We start from the raw sequence: 21261 nt of genomic DNA on the forward strand, positions 1-21261 counted from the left end.
TACTTCGCTCTATTTTATAAACAATTTTCAGAATTGTAAATATTTTCTACAAAAAAAGAATCGCTGGATTATGATCCTAGCGATTCTTTATGCATACGATTTTCATTTCTAGAAAATGGTATATACAAAAGTAAGCATCCAATAAACGCAATGATTTCTAATGAAATGATGTAGTATGGGTGAGGGCCTAACAGATCAAGTAATGAAGCCGTTTCTGGTTTATGTGCTAAAAACATATAGTTTCCCCCTGTTTTATAATTTACGAACGAAACAATCGGAACCAATATGTTTAAAAACAGCATCGTACGCTTAATGGATTGAAAAGTTGGTCTGTATCCTTCCACCCATGTCATAAATAATGGTGCCCAGATGAGTAATATATGTGCGATGAAAAATTCTATGAAGCGAAAATGCGGAAAAGCATACTGTAAGTTTGGTGTTAAAATCGCTTGTGATGCCCCAATAATTCCTGTAAAAAAGACAATTTCATATAGCTTATAGCTTTTCGTTACAATCATAATTGTTGCTAATAGTAAGCTAATCGTACATAGCTCAAATGGCAATGAAGTACTTAATTGAAAAATCCCCGCCTTTATTTGCCATACATCAAGCCCAATTTCGCTGCCAATAAATAAAAAAGCAATTGTATATCGAATCATCACATTCCATTGCTCTTGGCGAAGTAAATCCTGATATTGATACAGACAATAAATCCCTACACCGATAATAAGAAGTATAATAACATGTTGTTTTGAGTATGGAACAAACGGATCTAATGGAGCCGCTCGAAAATAAGCTTCCATGTTCCTCCCTCCTTTCCTTCATACAATATTATTGTAAGAAAGAAAAGGTTCGTCAACCAATTTGCTCTCTTCTTAAATCTCCTCTGCCTAATTTATCTCAATATGTATACCTTACAAAATTGTAAGATTATTGTAAGCTAAAACGATTTGTCACATTCTTTCACTCTTCTATACTTAAAACAGATACAAAAACGAGCGAAAAGGTGATAAATAAATGAAGAAGAAAAATAAAGTGTTAATTACTAGTGTAGTAGCAATTGGAATTGCGGCAGGTTCATACTTTGCTTTTGCTGGCGGCGGATCTAACGTAGCTATGGCATACAGCGGTTATAAAGTAACAGAAAAACAAATTGAAAATGCACAAAAATTCGGTGGTGAAGTCATTCCAAATGGAATTGAAACAATTCCATTCGATCCATCAAAGGGCACGTATGAACTAGCTGTAAAAAAAGGAGATGAAGTCAAAAAAGGACAAATTCTCTTTAAATACAATGATCCTACTATGAAGCTAGGTGTTACCGAAGCAGAAATGCAAAAGAATTTAGCCGATAAAGAGGTAACATTATTAAAGAAACAAATTGATACAGCAAAACAAAAATTACAAAAAAATAAAGATGCTGGTGCACCACAGGAAATGTTAAAAGCATCAGAAACCGATATCCAACAACTTGAAGCTCAGCTTGAAATGAAAAAGTTTGAGGTTGAAAAAGCAGCGCAAATGATTCAAGCAAACAAAGAAAAACTAAATACTCTTTCTGTAACAAGTCCAGCTGACGGCACAATTGAAGATATTGTAAAGAATGCTGATGCAAAAACAAGTATTAGCGGTATTACGCTTCGTACTGCTGGCCCTCTAAAAGTAAAAGGACAATTATCAGAATACGAACTAGCTCATGTAAAAGTTGGGCAAGAAGTGACCGTTACATCTAAAACAGTCCCAGGGAAAAATTGGTCAGGTACAGTGACAGAAATCGGCACAACTCCAGTAAAAACTATGGATGAAAATAAAACAACCTCTAACTATCAATTTACCGTTACATTAAATAATAGTGAAGGATTGCAAAATGGATTCCATGTATATGTAACAAGCAAGTCCGGTGAAGCAACTGGTACAGTGATTCCAAAAAGCAGTATTGTGAAAAAAGGAGATAAAAATGTTGTATTCATCGTGAAAGATGGGAAAGCAAAAGAACAACCAGTGACTGTTGAATTCGAAACAGATAGCGAAGCAAAAGTTTCTGGCGTGAACAAAGGAGAACAGATCATCTCTAAACCAGAAAAAGATTTAAAAGATGGCATGGAGGTTACTGTTCAATGATTGACTTAAGAGGCATCACGAAATCCTTTCAAAACGGTGAAGAAACAGTTCAAGTATTGCATGGTATCGATGTAACGCTTAACCAAGGTGAATTTACTTCCATTATGGGACCATCTGGTTCTGGTAAATCCACATTAATGAATATCATCGGTTGTTTAGATAAGCCAACCGCAGGTACTTATTCATTAGCTGGACAGAACATTTCAAATATGTCTGAAACGGAACTAGCTCATATTCGTAATAAAGAAATCGGATTTGTATTCCAAAACTTCATGCTGCTCCCTCGTCTTACAGCATTACAAAATGTAGAATTACCTTTAATTTATGCTGGAGTAGATAAAAAAGAACGTCGCGAACGTGCACTAGCGGCATTAACAAAAGTAAGTTTAGCAGACCGTGCCACGCATTTGCCAAATGAATTATCTGGCGGACAAAAACAGCGTGTTGCTGTTGCGCGTGCAATCGTGAATAATCCAAAATTCATTTTAGCTGATGAACCAACTGGTGCACTCGATACAAAAACAAGTCAACAAATTATGGACCTCTTTTACGAATTAAACAAACAAGGCTCGACAATCATTATGATTACCCATGATCGTGAAATTGGGGAAGCGGCAGCACGCCAAATTGTAATTCGTGACGGAAATATCGTCCAAGATTGGAGAGGTTAATTTTGAACTTAAATGAAAATATACGTATGGCCCTTTCCTCTATCTTCGCTCATAAAATGCGTTCCGTTTTAACGATGCTGGGGATTATTATTGGGGTTAGTGCCATTATCACCATTATCTCAATCGGAGACGGAACAAATGCAAAGTTCCGTGAACAAATAGGAAAAGAAAAGAAAGATCAGTTTTCGGTAAATTACAGAACAGAAGATTATTCGGATATGGATGGGAAAATATCTGCAAGCATGTATGACAATATCTCAAAAATTTCTGGTGTTCAAGAAGTATATCCAGACGTTAGGGGAAAAGAAAAAGTATATGCAGGAAAAAAGGAATTGGATATTGATGTAATTGGTGCGAAAGGAGATTTTTTTGAGGATACCTCTAGATTTCAACTTGAACACGGCCGATTTTTAACAGCTGCCGATCTAGATAAACCAGAACATACAATTGTATTAAATAAAGAAGCATTCAATAAATTGTTCTCTTCATGGGAGCCAAACTTATATATAGATATGAAAGGTACACCTTACAAAGTAGTCGGTGTATATTCCACCAAAGCAATGATGGGTAGTATGAAATTTAAAGAAGGTATCATCTCCGCAGAAAACTGGCCTGCTTTATTTGGTAAAAACAACTATGATAGTATGACAGTAAAAATTGCTCCTGGTCAAGATAAGCAAGCTGTGCAAGATGCAGTTGTAAAATCATTAAATGATGCGAAAAAGCCAGAGCACATAGGGAAATTCAAAGTACCAGATCCACAAGAAGACTTAAAAGAGATTGATAACTTTACTGGTATCTTAAAAGGTGTATTTGGTGGTATTGCCGCTATTTCACTATTAGTTGGTGGTATCGGCGTTATGAATATCATGCTTGTATCAGTAACAGAGCGTACACGTGAAATCGGAGTCCGTAAAGCACTCGGTGCAACGCGCGGAAAAGTATTAACGCAATTCCTAATTGAGTCTTGTATTTTAACAGCATTAGGCGGATCCATTGGATTTATGCTCGGCATTTTCTTCGCCTGGATTGTCGCTATGTTTGCTGGATGGCCACTTGTTGTCTCAGTAAAACTAGGGCTTATCTCTGTCGCACTTTCTATGCTGATCGGTATTCTATTTGGTTTACTGCCAGCTAATAAAGCTGCGAAGCTCGATCCAATTGAATGTTTACGATATGAATAAAAAAACTGCCCCCCGTTTATGGAGTATCCATGAACGGGGGGTTACTTTTATTTCGCCCCAAAATTGTTATACGATTCCAATTCAACTTTCTTGACTGTTACATTGACCACTACATATACTCGAAAGAACAGAGAAAAAATTATATAGGGGATGAATATATGGGAGAAGCAATACTCGTAAAACGAGAACCATTATGGACAAAAGAGTTTGTTGCGCTCATTCTAGCAAACTTATGTATGTTTTTAGGCTTTCAAATGTTAATTCCAACTTTGCCTGTTTACGTGAAAGAAATTGGCGGCACGAGTTCAAATATTGGGTTTGTTGTTGGCGTGTTTACTGTTGCAGCACTTTTTATTCGACCATTAACAGGAAATGCACTACAGAAGTTTAATAAAAAAATCATTTTAATGACCGGAACTGCTGTTTGTTTACTTGCTATGGGCAGTTATCTTTTTGCTTCAACTGTCTTCCTTCTACTTGCCGTCCGTATTTTACACGGAACAGGTTTCGGTATCACAACTACGACATATGGTACAATCGTCTCTGACTTAATTCCGCCTGCCCGCCGTGGTGAAGGAATGGGCTACTTCGGTCTCTCTGGAACAATGGCCATGGCACTTGGTCCCCTCATCGGATTATGGCTTATGCAAACTTATAACTTTACCATTCTTTTTTTATGTGCCCTATCTTGCACAGTTATTTCGTTAATATTAACAAAACTACTGAAAATCAAAGTAACGAAGCAACCACCTTCGCAAAAACATGAAACGTTTTTAGATGGCTTCATTGAGAAAAAAGCTTTACTTCCTTCATTATTAATATTATGTATTACACTTATGTATGGTGGCATCGGTAGCTTCATCACGTTATTCGCTACACAAGTCGGAATTACTGATATTAGTCTTTTCTTCTTATTTAATGCACTTGCAATCGCTGTAACTCGTCCATTTTCTGGAAAATTATACGATACAAAAGGTCATACATTTGTTATTATTCCCGGTGTTCTTTTAACATTTTCAGGAATTATCCTTTTATCCTATACAACAACAATACCAAGTTTAATTATCGCTGCTAGCTGTTATGGCAGTGGATTCGGGGCGATTCAACCTGCCTTACAAGCATGGATGATTGACCGGGTATCCCCGCATAGACGCGGCGTTGCTACAGCAACATTCTTCTCTGCATTCGATCTTGGAATCGGTGCTGGAGCAATCATCTTTGGATTTATTGCCCACTTTACAGATTATGCAACCGTATATCGTTATTCCTCTGTGTTATTGATCGCTTTCCTTTTTATTTACATTACAAATGTACGAAAGCAAAAACAGATGGACAAAAAACATGAAAAAGCTGCTGGATAATCCAGCAGCTTTTCTTATTGTTCTTCCTTCTTTTCCTTCGCTATTTTTTAAACATCATTTATTTTTTTACTGTTACATAAAGTGTTACTTTTTCACAAAAACATACTACATAATCCATTAAAACCAATTAAATCCAGGGGTTTCTTTAAATAAATGTAAACTTTTTATCATTTTGTAAATTTAGTGTAAATTCTATCGAGAATTCGTTTACAGTTACTCAAAGTTCAGTTAATAATTACACAGTACATGAAATTTAAGGAGTGGAATGCGTGGAATTTAATGTTCAAGACATGATCTTCCAGTTTATTGGTGGATTAGGTATTTTCTTATTCGGGATTAAATATATGGGAGATGGACTGCAACAAGCAGCCGGAGATCGTCTTCGCGATATTCTCGATCGCTTCACAACCAACCCACTTATGGGTGTACTAGCTGGTATATTAGTTACCGTACTTATTCAATCTAGTTCAGGAACAACAGCTTTAACAGTCGGACTTGTCAGTGCTGGATTTATGACACTAAGACAAGCAATTGGTGTTATTATGGGTGCAAACATTGGAACGACCGTTACAGCATTTATTATCGGAATTAAAGTTGGAGAATATGCTCTTCCAATTATGGCAGTTGGAGCAATCCTATTATTCTTCTTTAAAAATAAAAAAGTACAATCTGTAGGACAAGTTGTATTCGGATTTGGTATGTTATTCTTCGGTTTAGAATTAATGAGCACAGGTATGAAGCCATTACGTTCTCTAGAATCATTCCAAGAATTAACAGTTAGTATGAGTAATAGCCCTTTCCTAGGAGTTATTGTAGGTACAGTATTTACTTTAATTGTACAAAGTTCAAGTGCAACAATTGGGATCTTACAAGAATTATTCGGTCAAGGTGTAATCGATTTACAAGCTGCACTTCCTGTATTATTTGGTGATAATATCGGAACAACAATTACTGCTGTATTAGCAGCAATCGGTACTTCTATTGCAGCAAGACGAGCAGCATTAGTTCACGTTATCTTTAACATCGTTGGTACAATCATCTTTACTATTTTAATAGTACCGTTTACAAATTTGATTCAATATTTGCAGGACTCATTACATTTAAATCCAGAAATGACAATTGCTTTTGCACATGGAACATTCAATGTAACAAATACAATCATTCAGTTCCCATTTATTGCAGTGCTAGCGTGGATTGTAACAAAAATCATTCGCGGAGAAGATGCTGCTATTGATTTTAAACCGAAGCACTTAAATCCAATCTTTATTGAACAATCTCCTGCCATCGCCTTAACAGAAGCACAAAAAGAGATTATTCGTATGGCAGAGTTCTCACTACAAGGCCTAAAAGAAGCAAATCAATTTTTAAATACGAAAGAAAAGAAACATGCTGATATGGCAACACAATTAGAGGGCGCTATTAACAATTTAGATAAAAAAATTACTGAGTATTTAGTATTGCTTTCTGAAAAACCACTTTCACCAATGGATTCCGAAAAACATTCTGCCTTAGCATCTGTTGTCGGAGATATTGAACGCGTTGGAGACCATGTAGAAAACGTTGTAGAGCTTGTAGACTACCAAATTTCTAATCGCGTCAAGTTATCAGATGAAGCAATGGCGGAACTAAATGAAATGCTTGAATTAACAATTTCAACATTACAAGATGCAATTGGCGCCTTAACAAACTTTGATACTAAACTGGCACAAACAGTCATTACAAAAGAACGTAAAATTGATCAAATGGAGCGCGTATTGCGTAAGCGCCACGTCATTCGTCTAAATGAACGCAGCTGCTCAGGAGATGCAAGCATTATCTTTGTCGATATGGTAAGCAACTTAGAACGTATCGGTGATCATGCTGTAAATATTGCAGATGGTGTTTTAGGCGAACAAGGAAAATTCGCATTAAAACAAACATTATAATAGAAAAGAGACGCTTTTATAAGGCGTCTCTTTTCTATTGACGTAAGCCATTTAAACATCTTCTTATATGATTTTTCGACATCTAAATCCCTACTATGCAGAGTAAAAAGTAACCTACACTCGTTTGCTCTTTCTGTTTTTACTTCGCATGTGGTAGAAAAAGGCCCTGACCGCTTCTATGCATGGCCAGATGCTCTCTCCCGCCTAAAAAGAGGGGTTTTATGTCTGTTTTTTAATTGATGTATAACATATTTCAACAAATTTTACTTCTCTATTATTTTTATTTTCATTTCTAGCAAAACAAATTATACTTGGTTAGCATCCTAAAAATACTATTAATAAATCTGACTTTTTATATAATAAATTGAATTTTGGCGAAATGTAAATGATTTGTAATGTTCTTTTTCACCAAATTTCATTATAATTAGTTGATATGAGTGTCGTATTTCAATCCAAATGAAGGAGTATATGAAATGGATCAAAACCGATCTTTGCAAGAAAATACACGAAGTACAAAGAAAAAAGTGAAGAAAAAAACAAAAATTATTATAAGTGTCCTTGTATTAGTTTTACTAATAGGAGGCGGTTATACTTGGTTTTTAGTAAATAAAGCATCTTCTGCTGTTCGAAATGCCGCTCACGATTTAGAGCGCGGTGATAAATCAGATTTACGTGATAAAGCAGTAAAACCTATTTCTAATAACGTATCTGTACTAATAATGGGCGTTGATGAAAGCGATACCCGCGGTAAAGAATACGGTGCTGCGATACGGACCGATGCACTGTTACTTGCAACTTTTAATAAAGATAGTAAAACTGTAAAACTTTTAAGTATTCCACGAGACACATATACTTATATTCCAATAGAAAAGAAAAGCGATAAAATTACACATGCACATGCATATGGCTCTGCTAAAAACGGAAAAAATGGTGGACCACAGGCAAGTATTGATGCAGTTGAAAAATTAATGAATGTACCTGTAGACTACTTTGTAAAATTCAACTTCAAATCATTTATAAAAATTGTTGACGATTTAGGTGGTATTGAAGTAGATGTACCTATTGAATTTACGGAACAAGATAGCAGCGATAATGCCGAGGCTATCCATCTGGAAAAAGGCGTACAAAAGTTAAATGGTGAAGAAGCTCTTGCACTTGCTAGAACACGCCATATTGACAGTGATGCAATGCGCGGACAACGCCAACAACTTGTTATTGAAGCGATTCTGAAAAAGCTAACAAGCCTTAACTCTGTAACAAAAGTAGGTAATATTATCGATGATATTAACGGACAATTCGTTACAAACTTAACATTTGATGATATGTTATCATTCTATAAATACGGTGCAGACTCTTCAATTGAAAAATTACAAATTGAAGGTTCGGACTGTTACATGGCAAAAGGCGACGATACATGCAGTCGTTCTGCTGGTGATGGACGTACGTATTACTACATGCCAGATGAAAAAGAATTAACAAACTTAACAAATCAACTTCGTACCCATCTTGGACTACCTGAATATAAAAAAGTTGACTCAGACAAGAAAAAAACAGGTTCGGAAAAAACAGATTCAGAAAAAACAAGTTCAGAAAAAACACAACACTCTAAATCTGATAGCCAAAACAAAAATAAATCGGATAATAAAAAACAGAACGATAGCAGTAACAAAGAAGATACAGAAACAAACTCTAATGATAATTAATAAGAAACCCAGTTCTATGGAGGTAGAGCTGGGTTTCTTATTTATATATACATCAATTAAAAAACCAACATAGAATCTCTCTTTTTAGATGGGAGAGAGCATCTGGCCATGCATAGAAGCGGTCAGGGCCTTTTTCTGCCACATGCGAAGTAAAAGTGTAGGTTACTTTTTATTCTGTATAGCTGGGATTTGGATAACGAAAAATTAAAATGGATTTATATATAAGGAAAATTCTAACTTTTTAAACTATCAATTTTAATATCTTTAAATTATAATGAATTATAGAAATCAATTCCAATTAACAGGAGGCACATACATATGAAAGCCGCAGTAAAACACAACATTTCAGACTTTAAAGATTACCTAAAATCCAATGATATATATATGGAAGAAAATGTAGATGAAAATGATGGTTCTGTATTTTTCGCAGTTAATCTAGAGACAGAAAGCGGTGCACAAATCCGTCTTATTGCTGCTTTCCATAGCGATCATCCTACCGTGGACGTATATTGCTTCAATGTCGCACAATTATCTGAGTCTACATCTAAAAATGACGTTTTACATATAATCAATGAGCTAAACATGGCCTACAGATTCGCAAAATTTACACTTAATAATAGAGACGCTATCGATATTTCCACTTCTCTCGTCTTTTCCGAGCCGCATTTTAACCCTGCTCTTGTCTTTGAGCATACTAGAATGCTATACAAATTGGCTAATGATGAATATGAAAAATTAATGAAGGTCATTTGGTCTTAACGTTTACAGGTAATAAAAACTGAACTGCCCCAAATTGTTAGACACAACCTAACAATTTGGGGCAGTTTTTTGGTTAAATATCAATTGAAAGACAAATTAGAAGTAGTGTTAGCTTATCTTGAAGGAGCAGTACCTCACAAACTGAAGTAACACTGACGCTCATGTTTATATAAACAAATTCACATTTCCTTCAGAAGCATCTGCTAAATACGCTGCTACTCCTGCAAACTCTGCATCTTCCATAATTTCTTCCTCTTTTAGCCCCAATAAATCCACTGTCATTTGACAAGCGACAAGTTTAATCCCTTGTTCTTTTGCCATATCAATTAACTCTGGAAGTGACATTGCATTATGCTTTTTCATAACCTGTTTCATCATTTTAGGCCCCATGCCCGCAAAATTCATTTTTGATAAGCCCATCTTATCTGCACCACGCGGCATCATCTTTCCAAACAATTTTTCTAAAAAATTTTTCTTTACTTCTATATGTTCATCTTTCCGAAGTGCATTCAATCCCCAAAATGTATGAAAAATGGTTACTTCCTGATCATACGCTGCTGCACCATTTGCAATAATATAAGCTGCCATCGCCTTGTCATAATCTCCACTAAACAAAACGATCGTTGTTTTTTTCTTTTGTGTCATGTTGGCTCCCTCCGCACCAATTACCCACCAGGGTATTTGGTAAAGTAAAAAAACTATTTATACAAGTAATATCCATCATCATGAATTTATTCTGTCTTACCTTCCCACACTAACATACCACCTGTCATATTTATTACTTGAAATCCGTGGCTTTCTAAAAATTGAACAGCTCTTGAACTTCTACCGCCAGAAAGACATACCATAATATATTCTTTGTTTTTATATAATTCATGCATGCGAAATTCTAATAACCTAAGTGGAATATGAAGAGCTCCTGGAATTTTCCCTTCCGCTACCTCTTCTACTTCACGGACATCAATAATGTTCAATACTTCATCATTCATAAGTTTATGTTCTACTTCTTTTGCTGTAATTTCTTTCATTTGTAATAACCCCCTTAGCTCCAAGCGTTCATACCACCTGAGACATTTGTAATATGTTGAAATCCTAACTTTTTTAACATTTTCACTGCTTGTTTACTTCTCATTCCACTTTGGCATATAACAATCACTTCTTTGTTTTTATCTAAGTGACTCACTTTCTGCGTCAACTCATTCAGCGGGATATTCCGAAAACCTTGAATATGATTCCCTCTAAATTCACTCGGTGTACGAACATCAATGAATTGGTTATTTTTTTTATGAAGCGTAGCTTTTAGCTCTTTTCCATTTATATTTTTAACGCCCTTAACCGGTAAAAAACGAGAAATGATAAACCAAGCAATGAGTATAATTAAAATCATATTTAATACGACATTGGCACTCATAAACAATCTCCCTCAATCTTTATCTATATCATTCATACTTCTTTATGCCTTTTTAATCCAAAACTTTAATACACCGTTTTCTTCTATATGCTGCAATACTTCGTGCCCACCTGTTTGTGACCAAGCTGGAATATCCTTTATCGCACCTTTTTCTGTTAAGTGAACCTCTAACACTTCTCCGGACTGTAAAGCATCCATTGCTTTTTTTGTTCTTACGATTGGCATTGGGCATGATAACCCCGTGCAATCCAAAATTTCATCAACTTTTATACTCATGTTTTATTCCTCCCGTAATCCTCACTCTACATACCTATAGGGGTATTGTAAAATGATTTTTAAAATCTGCCAACACGTTCGTTTGACAGATTATCTACTTTTTACAAGTAATTGTACAGCCTCTTTAATTAAATCTTCATTTGATGTATCGCCTTTTTCAAATTGGTCGCGTAAACATTTTTCCAAGTTTGTTCCTACAATTAATCCAATGGCACGATCTAACGCAGAACGTGATGCAGTTAACTGTGTAATAACCTCTTTACAATCTTTTTCCTCTTCAATCATTCGAAGTACACCGCGAATTTGTCCTTCAATCCGCTTGAGCCTGTTTTTAATATCTTGATTATATTCCAATGTACTATCACCTCGTTATATAAATCGATATGTCTCATGTAAAAAATAACTTTTACAGTATTATAACTTAATGCAATTCTTATTTGAACTGCCAACACCATCATATACCCTTTAGGGTATGTTGTAAAGTCCTATTTTTGTTTAACCCTACCATCATAGGTAGGGCTTTTCAACGAAATCCGCTAAGACATTAATATACAACACGGTCTGGTAAAGCAGTTCCATACAATTTAAAACCACCATCTACATTCTTCACTTTATATCCTTTTTCCATTAATATACGTGCAGCAACATACCCCCTCATACCTAACTGGCATGTAATATATATTTCTTCATTTACTGGAATTTCATCCAATCTGTCACGTAATTCATCTAATGGAATATTAATTGATCCCTTAATCATCCCTTGTTTCAACTCATTGGGTTCACGAACATCAATTAAATATCCGCCTTTTTCAACAATATGATCAATTTCATGCCACTGTACTGTATTTACAAGCCCTTTAATTATATTACTTGCAGCATACCCCACCATGTTTACTGGATCTTTTGCAGAAGAATACGGCGGTGCGTATGCTAGTTCCAAATCCGGTAAATCCATTACCTTTAGCTTAGCTTTCATTGCCGTTGCAATTACATCTATACGTTTATCCACACCATCACGCCCTACAGCTTGTGCACCATAGATTTCTCCTGTCTCTTTATTAAAAATTAATTTTAATAAAATAGGATATGCATTTGGATAATAACCAGCATGAGAATTTGCTTGTACATGTACTACCTCATAGGGTATATCTAAATGCTGTAATACCTTTTCATTCCCACCTGTTGAAGCTACTGTTAATTCAAATACTTTGGCAATTGCTGTTCCCATTGTTCCTTTATATACAGAGTCTATATCCCCATGAATAATATCAGCTAACATCCGCCCTTGACGATTTGCCGGCCACGCTAACGGAATCATTGTCTCTGTTTTAGTTACAAAATCTTTCACTTCAATTGCATCACCAATGGCATAAATAGAGGAATCCGACGTTTGTAGTTTTTCATTTACTTTAATTGTTCCGCGTACCCCAAGTTCTAGTCCTGCTTCCTTTGCTAAACTACTTTCTGGCTGAACACCAATAGATAGAATAACCATATCTGTATTAATTTTCGAACCGCTTTTTAAGCGTAAAACTGCTCCACCTTCTTCAAAAGCCTCTACCCCATCTTCCAAAATAAGCTGAACACCATGCTTTGTCATATGTTCATGTACATATGATGCCATTTCATAATCAATTGGCGGCATTACTTGATTTGCCATCTCAATAAGAGTTACATCAATTCCTTTTTCTCTCAAGTTTTCGGCCATTTCAACACCAATAAATCCTCCGCCAATAATAGTAGCATGACGCGGTTTATTCTCATCAATATATCCTTTAATACGATCTGTATCTGGTACATTTCGTAATGTAAACAATGCCTTTGCTGCTTCAATTCCTGGTATAGGCGGCACAATTGGTTTTGATCCTGGTGAAAGAATTAAAATATCATACGACTCTTTGTACGTTTCATTTGTCATTACATTTTTAACAACAATAGTTTTTTCTTCTCTATTAATTTTTATCACTTCACTTAACACACGAATATCTAAATTAAAGCGCTTTGACATCTTTTCAACGGTTTGTACTAACAATTTCTGGCGCTCTTGAATCACACCGCCAATGTAATATGGCAACCCACAGTTTGCAAATGAAATATACTCCCCTCGCTCAAACATAATAATTTCATCATCTTCACTTAAACGACGAAGACGTGCTGCCACTGATGCTCCGCCTGCAACCCCACCAACTACAACAATTTTTTTACTCATCTTTCCCTAACCTCCACAATTTTTTTCTTTTCGTTTTTTGCATACAGATATGCATTAGTTCGGATTACATATACCCGTATAGGTATATAATAAACATAAAAAGATATAATGACAATATATAAGCCTCCAAATTTATACTCGTTCACAAAATTGAAACAAGATTAGATACAAAATCACATGTAATGAATCAAGCATATTATCCATTACTAGAAGAAAAAAACCGCTGAATACCTAGGTAGTATGAATGAATGCTTGTTTTTGACGGCTGAACAACCCCTGCATTTAGTTTGGCAAATTCCATTGGAGTAACATCATTTATTTTCAGTAAAATATAGAAAAAAGAGCTTAGATTAGTTCCAAGCCCTTACTCTTCATACTATATTGTTGGTTATTCCATTAAAACCCCGGTTTGTTGAATAGGATGTTTACAATTTTAGTTATTATATAGTTCCACAACTTTACTCACTATAAGCTCAGCAGTATTCTCTTCTGGAGGCATCCATAAATTTGTACTCGGTCCATAAATTACAGGATTTAGTTCCACTTCATATCCTCCGTATATATATTCTTCTTTTGTAGGTAAATAGCCAATATAACCATTCGTATAGCCACCAAAAAAAGCAAGTTCATTATTCAGTTTTTCTTTAATGTCTAGAGCTGTTTCTGAAAATGGTTCCATTGGTATTCCAGAAAACGAACCCTCATTGATTTGAAATAATTGAATTTCTAAATCAATTGTTAAATGTCTAATATTTCGTTTGTACTTATCTAACATTATAGTAAGCCATTTTTCAGTATTTACACCCCAATGTTTTTCAGCTAATAGTGCCATCCTTTTTATTCCCTCTGGTTCAGGAATATCCTTTAATTTCATTTGTAGTGTAGTTGAAATAGTTTTCAACTTCGAAATTGAGTTGTAAATAATTGTTGGCAACATAGTTAGAACGTTTCCACTCAATATGTAAGCCATTTGTTTTAATGATTCCATTGAACCACGATATTTAGCATTAACATTTCCTGCTGCCCCCTGAACAATTGTTACAGGACAGTTAAGTGTTTGTTCGAGGATTTTCCTTGTCAAACCTGGGTAATCTGCTGATAATATATCACTATCTGACTTTAAGACGTTTGGATGAGCAGTGCAAAACACAATGATTCCAGTTAAGTCCTTCGTTTGGTCGTTTCTGATTGCTAAAACCCCAATTCGTTTGTCTACAACTCCATTTGCATTTACACCCATTTTCACTGTTCCATCAGGTGTTTTTTCTCTTCGATTTACTCCTATTTCACCCATCGTTACGTTCCAACCAACTTCAGATGGTTGCATATTGTCATTCGCGATAACAGCAGCTCTTAGCACATTGGTGATTAGGATCGTTTTATAAGACTTTATTAATTTATCATCACCGACTGTTTCGGGACCAGAATGGGTATGAGTATAAACAACTGTTATTTTTTCAAATGGAACATTTAACTCATTTGCGATTTGTTCCCGAATTGTTATGGTATCTTCTATTAACATCCCTATGTTATCAATGCTAATAAATATGGTCTTTGTTTGATTACTTTCAAACACATGTGCTGTTGCATAAATACGTTCATCAATATTGCGAATCCCTGTTGATCTATGGTATCCAATAAAATCAATACCTAAAGGAGGTGTAATATCCACCTTACATATTCCTACTTTACTCATTTGAACCTCTCCAGTTATCTATGTAATTTGTTATTTCATTCAACTAAACTGCCCTTTAATTACATAAGTGATTAGCTTTCTCATATAGACTAACATAAAGTGAAACTTTAATCTGTGGGGGGTTTTCTTCATCCCCCACGGATTATTAGCCCTCACCAATCGGGCTTTTACGGGCAGTTTATCTCCCACCTCACTTCTTTAGAAAAGCGGAAGCGGCTCGCTCAGAATTGCAGGACGTTGGAGCCAAAGGCAGAGAGGCGCTTTTTGCCTCGTCCGAGGGGACGAAACGACCGGAGATTCTAGCCGCTAGAGCTGGACAACGCTTTCGCCGAATTTTGAGGTGGGAGTATTACTGCCCGTTAATGCGGGATAAAATTCCAATTTTTCATTTTACCATTTTTATACTAAACAAACTTTCCGCTTATGAAAAGGATTTAAATTATATAACGTTAAGGGAGGGCTAATCATGAAATTGATGTTCCTGTCTTTCATAAAGACAGGATTAATTACATAAAAACAATCCTTTCTAACAACGAAAAAGCCACTACATATACATAGTGGCTTTCCCTATTACACATACTTCCGATGCACCATCTTCCCATCATAAGAAAAGACTACCCCTTTACTCTCCACAACAGATTCCATATGGACCGTTCTTCCCCATAGCTGATGAATATACGGCAGTACTTTCTCTAAGTATTTCAAATCAAGCTCAATTCCTTCATAACAATGCTTAATATACAGTTCGCCATTCTTTAAATAATCACCATCTTCAACCACTAAATAGGGAAACCCACCATTTGTACGTGTGTTTACGAGCTGATCACGAACATTTTTCCACTCTTTATCAATTACTTTATACTCTTTCCCTTGACGCTGGAATAAGTACATATCTTCACGCATGACAAGTTCTTTGTTTAAGTAATTTCTAAGGAATGATACATCCCATTCAATTTCGCGCACTTCGAAGATTTTCTCTCTTCCCGAATTCGGCTTTATTCCTTGCCGCTTCATTTCTTCAGTTGGATTATTGTAACGTTCTTCAATATCTTCAAAAACTTTAATACCAAGGTAGTATGGATTAATGCTTGTTTTTGACGGCTGAACAACCCCTGCATTTAGTTTAGCAAATTCAATTGCTTCATCGGATGTTAAATCCATTTCCCTGAGTATGCGTTGATGCCAGTATGAAGCCCAGCCTTCGTTCATGATTTTCGTTTCAAGCTGCGGCCAAAAATACAGCATCTCTTCCCGCATCATCGTTAATATATCACGCTGCCATTCTTCCAGTTCGCGGCTATATTGTTCAATAAAGAGAAGTAAATCTTTTTCTGGTTGCGGCGGAATTTTTCTTTTTTTCCGCATATTAGGTAATTCGCGTTTCTTATTTCGATCCTCTAAGTTCCATAAATCATCGTATGGCGTAGAAGCCTTTCTTATTTTTTCTTCTTCTTGATCATCTGCACTCCACGACAGCTTTGGTCTCATAAGCGAAGGGTCAATGTGCTCTTGAATAGCCAATACCGCATCTAAAAACGTTTCAACTTCTGCTTTTCCGTATTTATGCTCATAATTTTTAATTCTATCCGCAGTTGCTGCCATACTTTCCACCATATCGCGTTTTGTGTTAGAAAACCGAATGTTATTTTTAAAGAAATCACAATGTGCCAATACGTGAGCAACAATAAGCTTATTTTGAATGAGTGCGTTTGTATCTAATAAAAATGCATAACACGGATCAGAGTTAATTACGAGCTCATATATTTTACTCAATCCTAAATCATAGTGAAGTTTCATCTTATAAAATTGCTTTCCAAAACTCCAATGTGAAAAGCGCGTTGGCATCCCATATGCACCGAATGTATAAATAATATCCGCTGGACAAATTTCATAACGCATCGGGTAAAAATCCAATCCAAATCCTGTGGCGATTTCCGTAATTTCCGCAATTGCATATTGCAATGTTTTATCATCACTAGTTTTCATTATTTTCCCTCCTTACACTTCCCTTTATGAAAGTGTATGAAGAAAAACAAGCTTTCATGAAGACTAAACACAGCAAAATCAAGATGCATTTATAGCACGATTAAAAGAAACATATTCTAAGTTACAAAACACACTCGAAATCTAAGCATTTTTTTCGGAGCAAAATAACATTTCTCTCTTATTAATCCTCAATCATTTCTAATTTCCCCTCAATCGGTGTACGCGCTTTTCCTTCTGGCGCCTTATCAAAATAACCAATATGAAGAATTCCAACAATACGTTGTCCTTTTGTTAATCCAATTCCTTCTATAAATAGTGGATTATAAATTAATCCACCTGATTTCCAAACACAACCTAGCCCTCGTTCCCACGCAAGTAATTGGAAGTTCTGCATAAATGCACATACCGCTGCGTAGTCTTCATCACGTTGCAATTGACGTGGATCTTCATCCATATAAACAACAATTTGAGCTGGTGTACTTAGAAAACGATTAGATAACATTTCACCTCGTTTTGCCCTTTCTTCCTCTGTAAAAGAATTTAATACAGCAGCCACTAATTTTTTACGCCCTTCTCCAATAAATAATTTACATTGCCAAGGTTCACGATGACGATGGTTTGGCGCCCACGTTGCATCATTTAATAATTCAATTAACAATTCTTTTTCTACTGCTTTATCTATAAATGTACGAATGGATCTTCTTTCCCTAATAATATTTGCAATGGAAGCATATGTAGTCATATTATTTCTCTCCCTTATTTTCGTCTATATGTATTTAAAAAACCGACATAAACCCCCTCTTTTTAGGTGTGAGAGAGCATCTGGCCATGCATAGAAGCGGTCAGGGCCTTTTTCTACTGCATAGCAAGGATTTAGATGTCGAAACATTAAAATGGATTTATATATGTATAAGTTTATTGTTGATATTGATTTTCAATTTCAATTATAACGTAGTTTTCCATCATTAATCAATGTTTTATGTTGGGAAACAGATAAAAAAAATACTCCTGCATTGTGACTAAAAAAACTTGAAATGTTCACAAGTTTTTCATAAATTACGGACATGCTATATGTAACGTTTTCCATTTTATCCAATTAGGAGGAATTTTTATGTACAAAAAAATTGCACTAAGTATAACTATGGCTGCACTACTATGTGGGGTATCCGTTTTTCCAGCTGCAGCTGCCACACAAGAAGAAGTTGTGATGCATCATCATAAGCTAATCTCAGAAGAACAAATACAGTCACTTGAAAAGCAAGGATACAAAAAACATGATATTTTGAAAGCAGCACACATTGCAAAGATTAGTAAAAAGGATATTAAAGACGTTTTATCTTACTATAAAGAAAATAAATCTTGGAAAAAAACCGCACAGCATTTTGGTGTAGATCCAAAAAAACTGCATAAACATCATATGAGTAAGGAAACGAAACAAGCATTACTACAAAAAATCGCAGACATGCAAAAATCTACACCTGATCAAATGAAACAAACGATGAAAGATAATCATATTGGTTTACGCCAACTTGCAGTTTTAACAATCATTGCCCAAAAAAGTAATACGCCACTCAATGATGTATTGAAAATGAAAAAAGATGGCATGCATGTCAAACAAATCGCGGAAAAATTAAATGTTAAAAAAGAGGATATCCGAACAGAAATGATGAAATTATTACAATCTGTAAAAGAAAATAAAGCAAACTAAACATGAAAAGGAAGGTGCATTTTATTGAATGCCCTTCCTTTTTATCCTAATCTGGTATGTATTATATTCATTTATTTTTTAACTTCATGATAGGAAAGCACTAGAGAGTCTGATACAATTTTTACTAACAGAAAAGCAAAGGGGAAAAGTATATGAAAAAACATTTATTTTCTCTCATTGTAATAACTAGCCTTATCCTTTCTGGTTGCGGTGCGGCTGATAAAAAGCAATCTTCTGAGTCAAAAGAAGAACATGCCTCACACCACGTACAGCAAGGTGACATCCAAGAAACAACAAAAGGAATTGACACACTACCAACATTTTTGGACAAACTGGATCCTCAAATGAAGGAGATTTATGCGGTTGCTGGGAAAAATGCTGAATTATTAAATTGGATACCTTGTTACTGTGGATGCGGAGAAAGTGTCGGGCATAAAAGCAATAAAAATTGTTTTATCCAAGAAATCAAGGCAAATGGAGAAGTTGTTTGGGACTCTCACGCAACAACATGTGTGAACTGTTTAGAGATTGCAGCTGAGTCTGCCTCCATGAAGCAAAAAGGCAAATCCAGCCTTGAAATTAGAAACTACATTGATGACAAATATAAAGAAGGTTATGCAAAACCAACACCTACCCTAATGCCACAGGCTTAAAAACGAGGAAATTCCTCGTTTTTTTATTTCCATTCAACATTTTCCTTAACAAATTCTTTCACGTGTATTTCTTCTCACTTGTCATACACTATATGTAACTCCCCGATAAGGAGGGTTCACAATGTACACATATAACGACTACGATAAAGCTCTCTATTACACGTATTGTTGTAATTGGGACAAGTTGCTTGTTTTAATGGTACAAACTGATGATCAATTGTTTTCTAAGCGAATTGAACATTTTTTACACGCTTATCAATACAGTAAAGAACTACAAGAAGTAGATCAACAACTGCAGCTTCTATTTCAATATATTGACCACGCCTCTCAAAAGTCACATGTAGAAGAAATAGAGCAAGTACAAATTTAAAAAAAGCGCTATTCTCTTTTGAGGATAGCGCTTTATGAACATTTTTCCATACCCCTATTTATAATTATTGATTTGACGGACGTGATGAGTTGCATAAACTTTTATACTTATTTTTCTGTATCATTACATTGCCAATGGACTGTAAAAAAACTTTTTCAATGTAATAAAAGCCGAAAATCGCTTTTAAAAACAAGGTTTATACACCTTGTTTTTTCATTTTCACTTATAAAACTTTTCTTGATAAAAATATTTTCTCTTTATTTTCTTGCTGCCTTCATACTATAATTTAGTATGTAACTATTATAAGAGAGGTAAAAATATGAACCGTGAAAAAAAACAAGAATATGCTTTATTGATTGCTTGGGGGGCTTCTTTTATCGCTACACTGGGAAGCTTATATTTTTCCGAAATCATGAAGTTTGAACCTTGTGTACTTTGTTGGTATCAGCGCATTTTTATGTATCCATTTGTTTTATGGCTAGGCATTGCTGTAGTAAAAAAAGACTATCGCATCGCTTCTTATTCCTTACCAATCGCTAGTATTGGCGCCTGTATTTCTTTATATCACTATGCCATTCAAAAAGTCTCTGCATTCTCAGCGGCAGGTGCAGCTTGTGGACGTATACCTTGTACGGGAGAATACATTAACTGGTTTGGTTTCATCACAATTCCATTTTTAGCGTTAATCGGATTTATTACAATTGCTGTTTGTAGCTTTATTGTCATCAAAAACAAATAAGGAGATGCAATCATGAAAAAGATGCTTATATTTGGCGGTATCATTATCGTCTTATTTGCAGCCATTTGGGCTGTAGCAAAAATGGAAGATAAAAACAAAACAAACAACGAAGTGAAAAATGAAACAAAAAGTGAAGAAAATTACTATGCAAATAAAATTTCTCTTGAGGATCTTCGTAAAAATATAGCGGATAAAAAAGATCAAACCATCTACTTTTACCAAACAGATTGTGTTCATTGTAAAAAAGTGTCTCCTATCGTTGTACCTCTTGCAAAAGATTTGAATGTTGACATGAAGGTAATTGATATTGAAAAAGAACCTGATGCTGTTTGGGATGAATTTAAAATTGAAGGTACACCAACAATTATTCATTATAAAGAAGGTAAAGAAGTAAGTCGTATTACAGGTGATCAACCAAAAGGTGCTTTTGAAAAATGGTTTAAAGAAACTAAAAAGTAACAAGAAAAGGAAACTTCCTCTATACATGAA

22 protein-coding genes and 1 pseudogene are annotated in these 21261 nt (G+C 35.2%); 12 read left to right on the top strand and 11 right to left on the bottom strand.

Going from position 1 to position 21261, the window contains the following annotated elements:
• Window positions 1–68: 68 nt before the first annotated feature.
• On the bottom strand, window positions 69–803 hold the full coding sequence (locus ACIQ7L_RS06315) for a YwaF family protein (protein ID WP_400567576.1): 735 nt from the start codon (window positions 801–803) through the stop codon (window positions 69–71).
• 214 nt (window positions 804–1017) lie between these two features.
• Here ACIQ7L_RS06315 and ACIQ7L_RS06320 point away from each other — a divergent pair, with 214 nt between their 5' ends.
• The 7 genes from ACIQ7L_RS06320 (at window position 1018) to ACIQ7L_RS06350 (ending at window position 9724) form a co-directional block, all read left to right on the top strand.
• Window positions 1018–2121: an efflux RND transporter periplasmic adaptor subunit gene (locus tag ACIQ7L_RS06320; RefSeq protein WP_400567578.1), complete on the top strand. Its 1104-nt coding sequence runs from the start codon at window positions 1018–1020 to the stop codon at window positions 2119–2121.
• Complete coding sequence (locus ACIQ7L_RS06325) at window positions 2118–2792, top strand: ABC transporter ATP-binding protein (protein ID WP_400567580.1); 675 nt, start codon at window positions 2118–2120, stop codon at window positions 2790–2792. Before ACIQ7L_RS06320 ends, ACIQ7L_RS06325 begins: the two co-directional genes overlap by 4 nt.
• 2 nt (window positions 2793–2794) lie before the next feature.
• The gene (locus ACIQ7L_RS06330) at window positions 2795–3976 is read left to right on the top strand and encodes an ABC transporter permease (RefSeq protein WP_400567582.1); all 1182 of its coding nucleotides are present in this window, start codon (window positions 2795–2797) and stop codon (window positions 3974–3976) included.
• A gap of 158 nt (window positions 3977–4134) precedes the next feature.
• On the top strand, window positions 4135–5337 hold the full coding sequence (locus tag ACIQ7L_RS06335) for an MFS transporter (protein ID WP_400567583.1): 1203 nt from the start codon (window positions 4135–4137) through the stop codon (window positions 5335–5337).
• 269 nt (window positions 5338–5606) lie between these two features.
• Window positions 5607–7262, top strand: a complete 1656-nt coding sequence (locus ACIQ7L_RS06340) for a Na/Pi cotransporter family protein (RefSeq protein WP_400567585.1) — start codon at window positions 5607–5609, stop codon at window positions 7260–7262.
• A 437-nt stretch (window positions 7263–7699) separates the two neighbouring features.
• Window positions 7700–8965 (top strand): LCP family protein, encoded by a 1266-nt coding sequence (locus ACIQ7L_RS06345; protein WP_400567587.1) that lies wholly within the window; start codon window positions 7700–7702, stop codon window positions 8963–8965.
• 318 nt (window positions 8966–9283) lie between these two features.
• Window positions 9284–9724 carry a hypothetical protein gene (locus ACIQ7L_RS06350; RefSeq protein ID WP_097894618.1) on the top strand — a complete coding sequence of 147 codons (441 nt, stop codon included), beginning with the start codon at window positions 9284–9286 and terminating at the stop codon, window positions 9722–9724.
• Window positions 9725–9889: 165 nt separating this feature from the next.
• Here the strand turns inward: ACIQ7L_RS06350 and ACIQ7L_RS06355 are convergent, their stop codons facing one another.
• The 10 genes and pseudogenes from ACIQ7L_RS06355 to ACIQ7L_RS06400 form a co-directional block, all read right to left on the bottom strand.
• Window positions 9890–10369: a DsrE/DsrF/DrsH-like family protein gene (locus ACIQ7L_RS06355; RefSeq protein ID WP_400567589.1), complete on the bottom strand. Its 480-nt coding sequence runs from the start codon at window positions 10367–10369 to the stop codon at window positions 9890–9892.
• An 86-nt stretch (window positions 10370–10455) separates the two neighbouring features.
• Window positions 10456–10752 carry a rhodanese-like domain-containing protein gene (locus tag ACIQ7L_RS06360; protein WP_400567591.1) on the bottom strand — a complete coding sequence of 99 codons (297 nt, stop codon included), beginning with the start codon at window positions 10750–10752 and terminating at the stop codon, window positions 10456–10458.
• Between the two features lie 14 nt (window positions 10753–10766).
• Window positions 10767–11135 carry a rhodanese-like domain-containing protein gene (locus ACIQ7L_RS06365; RefSeq protein WP_400567593.1) on the bottom strand — a complete coding sequence of 123 codons (369 nt, stop codon included), beginning with the start codon at window positions 11133–11135 and terminating at the stop codon, window positions 10767–10769.
• 42 nt (window positions 11136–11177) lie between these two features.
• Window positions 11178–11411 (bottom strand): sulfurtransferase TusA family protein, encoded by a 234-nt coding sequence (locus ACIQ7L_RS06370; protein WP_400567595.1) that lies wholly within the window; start codon window positions 11409–11411, stop codon window positions 11178–11180.
• Between the two features lie 90 nt (window positions 11412–11501).
• The gene (locus tag ACIQ7L_RS06375) at window positions 11502–11765 is read right to left on the bottom strand and encodes a metal-sensitive transcriptional regulator (protein WP_097894623.1); all 264 of its coding nucleotides are present in this window, start codon (window positions 11763–11765) and stop codon (window positions 11502–11504) included.
• 190 nt (window positions 11766–11955) lie between these two features.
• A complete protein-coding gene (gene cdr, locus ACIQ7L_RS06380) occupies window positions 11956–13620 on the bottom strand; it encodes a CoA-disulfide reductase (RefSeq protein ID WP_400567597.1) in 1665 nt (554 codons plus the stop codon).
• Window positions 13621–13837: 217 nt separating this feature from the next.
• Window positions 13838–13921 (bottom strand): annotated as a pseudogene (locus ACIQ7L_RS06385) (hypothetical protein); the annotation flags it as partial.
• Between the two features lie 132 nt (window positions 13922–14053).
• Entirely contained in the window at window positions 14054–15316 is a 1263-nt protein-coding gene (locus ACIQ7L_RS06390; RefSeq protein WP_400567599.1) for a neutral/alkaline non-lysosomal ceramidase N-terminal domain-containing protein, read from the bottom strand.
• A gap of 570 nt (window positions 15317–15886) precedes the next feature.
• Window positions 15887–17302, bottom strand: coding sequence for a SpoVR family protein (locus ACIQ7L_RS06395; protein WP_400567601.1), 1416 nt, complete (start codon window positions 17300–17302; stop codon window positions 15887–15889).
• 181 nt (window positions 17303–17483) lie between these two features.
• On the bottom strand, window positions 17484–18044 hold the full coding sequence (locus ACIQ7L_RS06400; RefSeq protein WP_400567603.1) for a nitroreductase family protein: 561 nt from the start codon (window positions 18042–18044) through the stop codon (window positions 17484–17486).
• 369 nt (window positions 18045–18413) lie between these two features.
• Here ACIQ7L_RS06400 and ACIQ7L_RS06405 point away from each other — a divergent pair, with 369 nt between their 5' ends.
• From ACIQ7L_RS06405 to ACIQ7L_RS06425, 5 genes are all read left to right on the top strand, one after another.
• A complete protein-coding gene (locus ACIQ7L_RS06405) occupies window positions 18414–19010 on the top strand; it encodes a hypothetical protein (RefSeq protein WP_400567605.1) in 597 nt (198 codons plus the stop codon).
• A gap of 152 nt (window positions 19011–19162) precedes the next feature.
• Window positions 19163–19663 (top strand): PCYCGC motif-containing (lipo)protein, encoded by a 501-nt coding sequence (locus tag ACIQ7L_RS06410; protein ID WP_400567607.1) that lies wholly within the window; start codon window positions 19163–19165, stop codon window positions 19661–19663.
• A 121-nt stretch (window positions 19664–19784) separates the two neighbouring features.
• Complete coding sequence (locus ACIQ7L_RS06415) at window positions 19785–20033, top strand: YhdB family protein (RefSeq protein ID WP_400567609.1); 249 nt, start codon at window positions 19785–19787, stop codon at window positions 20031–20033.
• Window positions 20034–20352: 319 nt separating this feature from the next.
• Window positions 20353–20772, top strand: a complete 420-nt coding sequence (locus tag ACIQ7L_RS06420) for a disulfide formation protein C (protein WP_400567611.1) — start codon at window positions 20353–20355, stop codon at window positions 20770–20772.
• A gap of 12 nt (window positions 20773–20784) precedes the next feature.
• On the top strand, window positions 20785–21231 hold the full coding sequence (locus ACIQ7L_RS06425) for a thioredoxin family protein (RefSeq protein ID WP_400567613.1): 447 nt from the start codon (window positions 20785–20787) through the stop codon (window positions 21229–21231).
• Window positions 21232–21261: the final 30 nt, after the last annotated feature.

The sequence above is a fragment of the Bacillus sp. NPDC094106 genome (assembly GCF_044764345.1).
GTDB lineage: Bacteria > Bacillota > Bacilli > Bacillales > Bacillaceae_G > Bacillus_A.

Bases quoted from the DNA above. Each gene is read 5' to 3' on its own strand.
- ACIQ7L_RS06315 (WP_400567576.1), bottom strand. From the start codon at position 803: ATGGAAGCTTATTTTCGAGCGGCTCCATTAGATCCGTTTGTTCCATAC.
- ACIQ7L_RS06320 (WP_400567578.1), top strand. From the start codon at position 1,018: ATGAAGAAGAAAAATAAAGTGTTAATTACTAGTGTAGTAGCAATTGGA.
- ACIQ7L_RS06325 (WP_400567580.1), top strand. From the start codon at position 2,118: ATGATTGACTTAAGAGGCATCACGAAATCCTTTCAAAACGGTGAAGAA.
- ACIQ7L_RS06335 (WP_400567583.1), top strand. From the start codon at position 4,135: ATGGGAGAAGCAATACTCGTAAAACGAGAACCATTATGGACAAAAGAG.
- ACIQ7L_RS06350 (WP_097894618.1), top strand. From the start codon at position 9,284: ATGAAAGCCGCAGTAAAACACAACATTTCAGACTTTAAAGATTACCTA.
- ACIQ7L_RS06355 (WP_400567589.1), bottom strand. From the start codon at position 10,369: ATGACACAAAAGAAAAAAACAACGATCGTTTTGTTTAGTGGAGATTAT.
- ACIQ7L_RS06360 (WP_400567591.1), bottom strand. From the start codon at position 10,752: ATGAAAGAAATTACAGCAAAAGAAGTAGAACATAAACTTATGAATGAT.
- ACIQ7L_RS06365 (WP_400567593.1), bottom strand. From the start codon at position 11,135: ATGAGTGCCAATGTCGTATTAAATATGATTTTAATTATACTCATTGCT.
- ACIQ7L_RS06370 (WP_400567595.1), bottom strand. From the start codon at position 11,411: ATGAGTATAAAAGTTGATGAAATTTTGGATTGCACGGGGTTATCATGC.
- cdr (WP_400567597.1), bottom strand. From the start codon at position 13,620: ATGAGTAAAAAAATTGTTGTAGTTGGTGGGGTTGCAGGCGGAGCATCA.
- ACIQ7L_RS06390 (WP_400567599.1), bottom strand. From the start codon at position 15,316: ATGAGTAAAGTAGGAATATGTAAGGTGGATATTACACCTCCTTTAGGT.
- ACIQ7L_RS06395 (WP_400567601.1), bottom strand. From the start codon at position 17,302: ATGAAAACTAGTGATGATAAAACATTGCAATATGCAATTGCGGAAATT.
- ACIQ7L_RS06400 (WP_400567603.1), bottom strand. From the start codon at position 18,044: ATGACTACATATGCTTCCATTGCAAATATTATTAGGGAAAGAAGATCC.
- ACIQ7L_RS06405 (WP_400567605.1), top strand. From the start codon at position 18,414: ATGTACAAAAAAATTGCACTAAGTATAACTATGGCTGCACTACTATGT.
- ACIQ7L_RS06410 (WP_400567607.1), top strand. From the start codon at position 19,163: ATGAAAAAACATTTATTTTCTCTCATTGTAATAACTAGCCTTATCCTT.
- ACIQ7L_RS06415 (WP_400567609.1), top strand. From the start codon at position 19,785: ATGTACACATATAACGACTACGATAAAGCTCTCTATTACACGTATTGT.
- ACIQ7L_RS06420 (WP_400567611.1), top strand. From the start codon at position 20,353: ATGAACCGTGAAAAAAAACAAGAATATGCTTTATTGATTGCTTGGGGG.
- ACIQ7L_RS06425 (WP_400567613.1), top strand. From the start codon at position 20,785: ATGAAAAAGATGCTTATATTTGGCGGTATCATTATCGTCTTATTTGCA.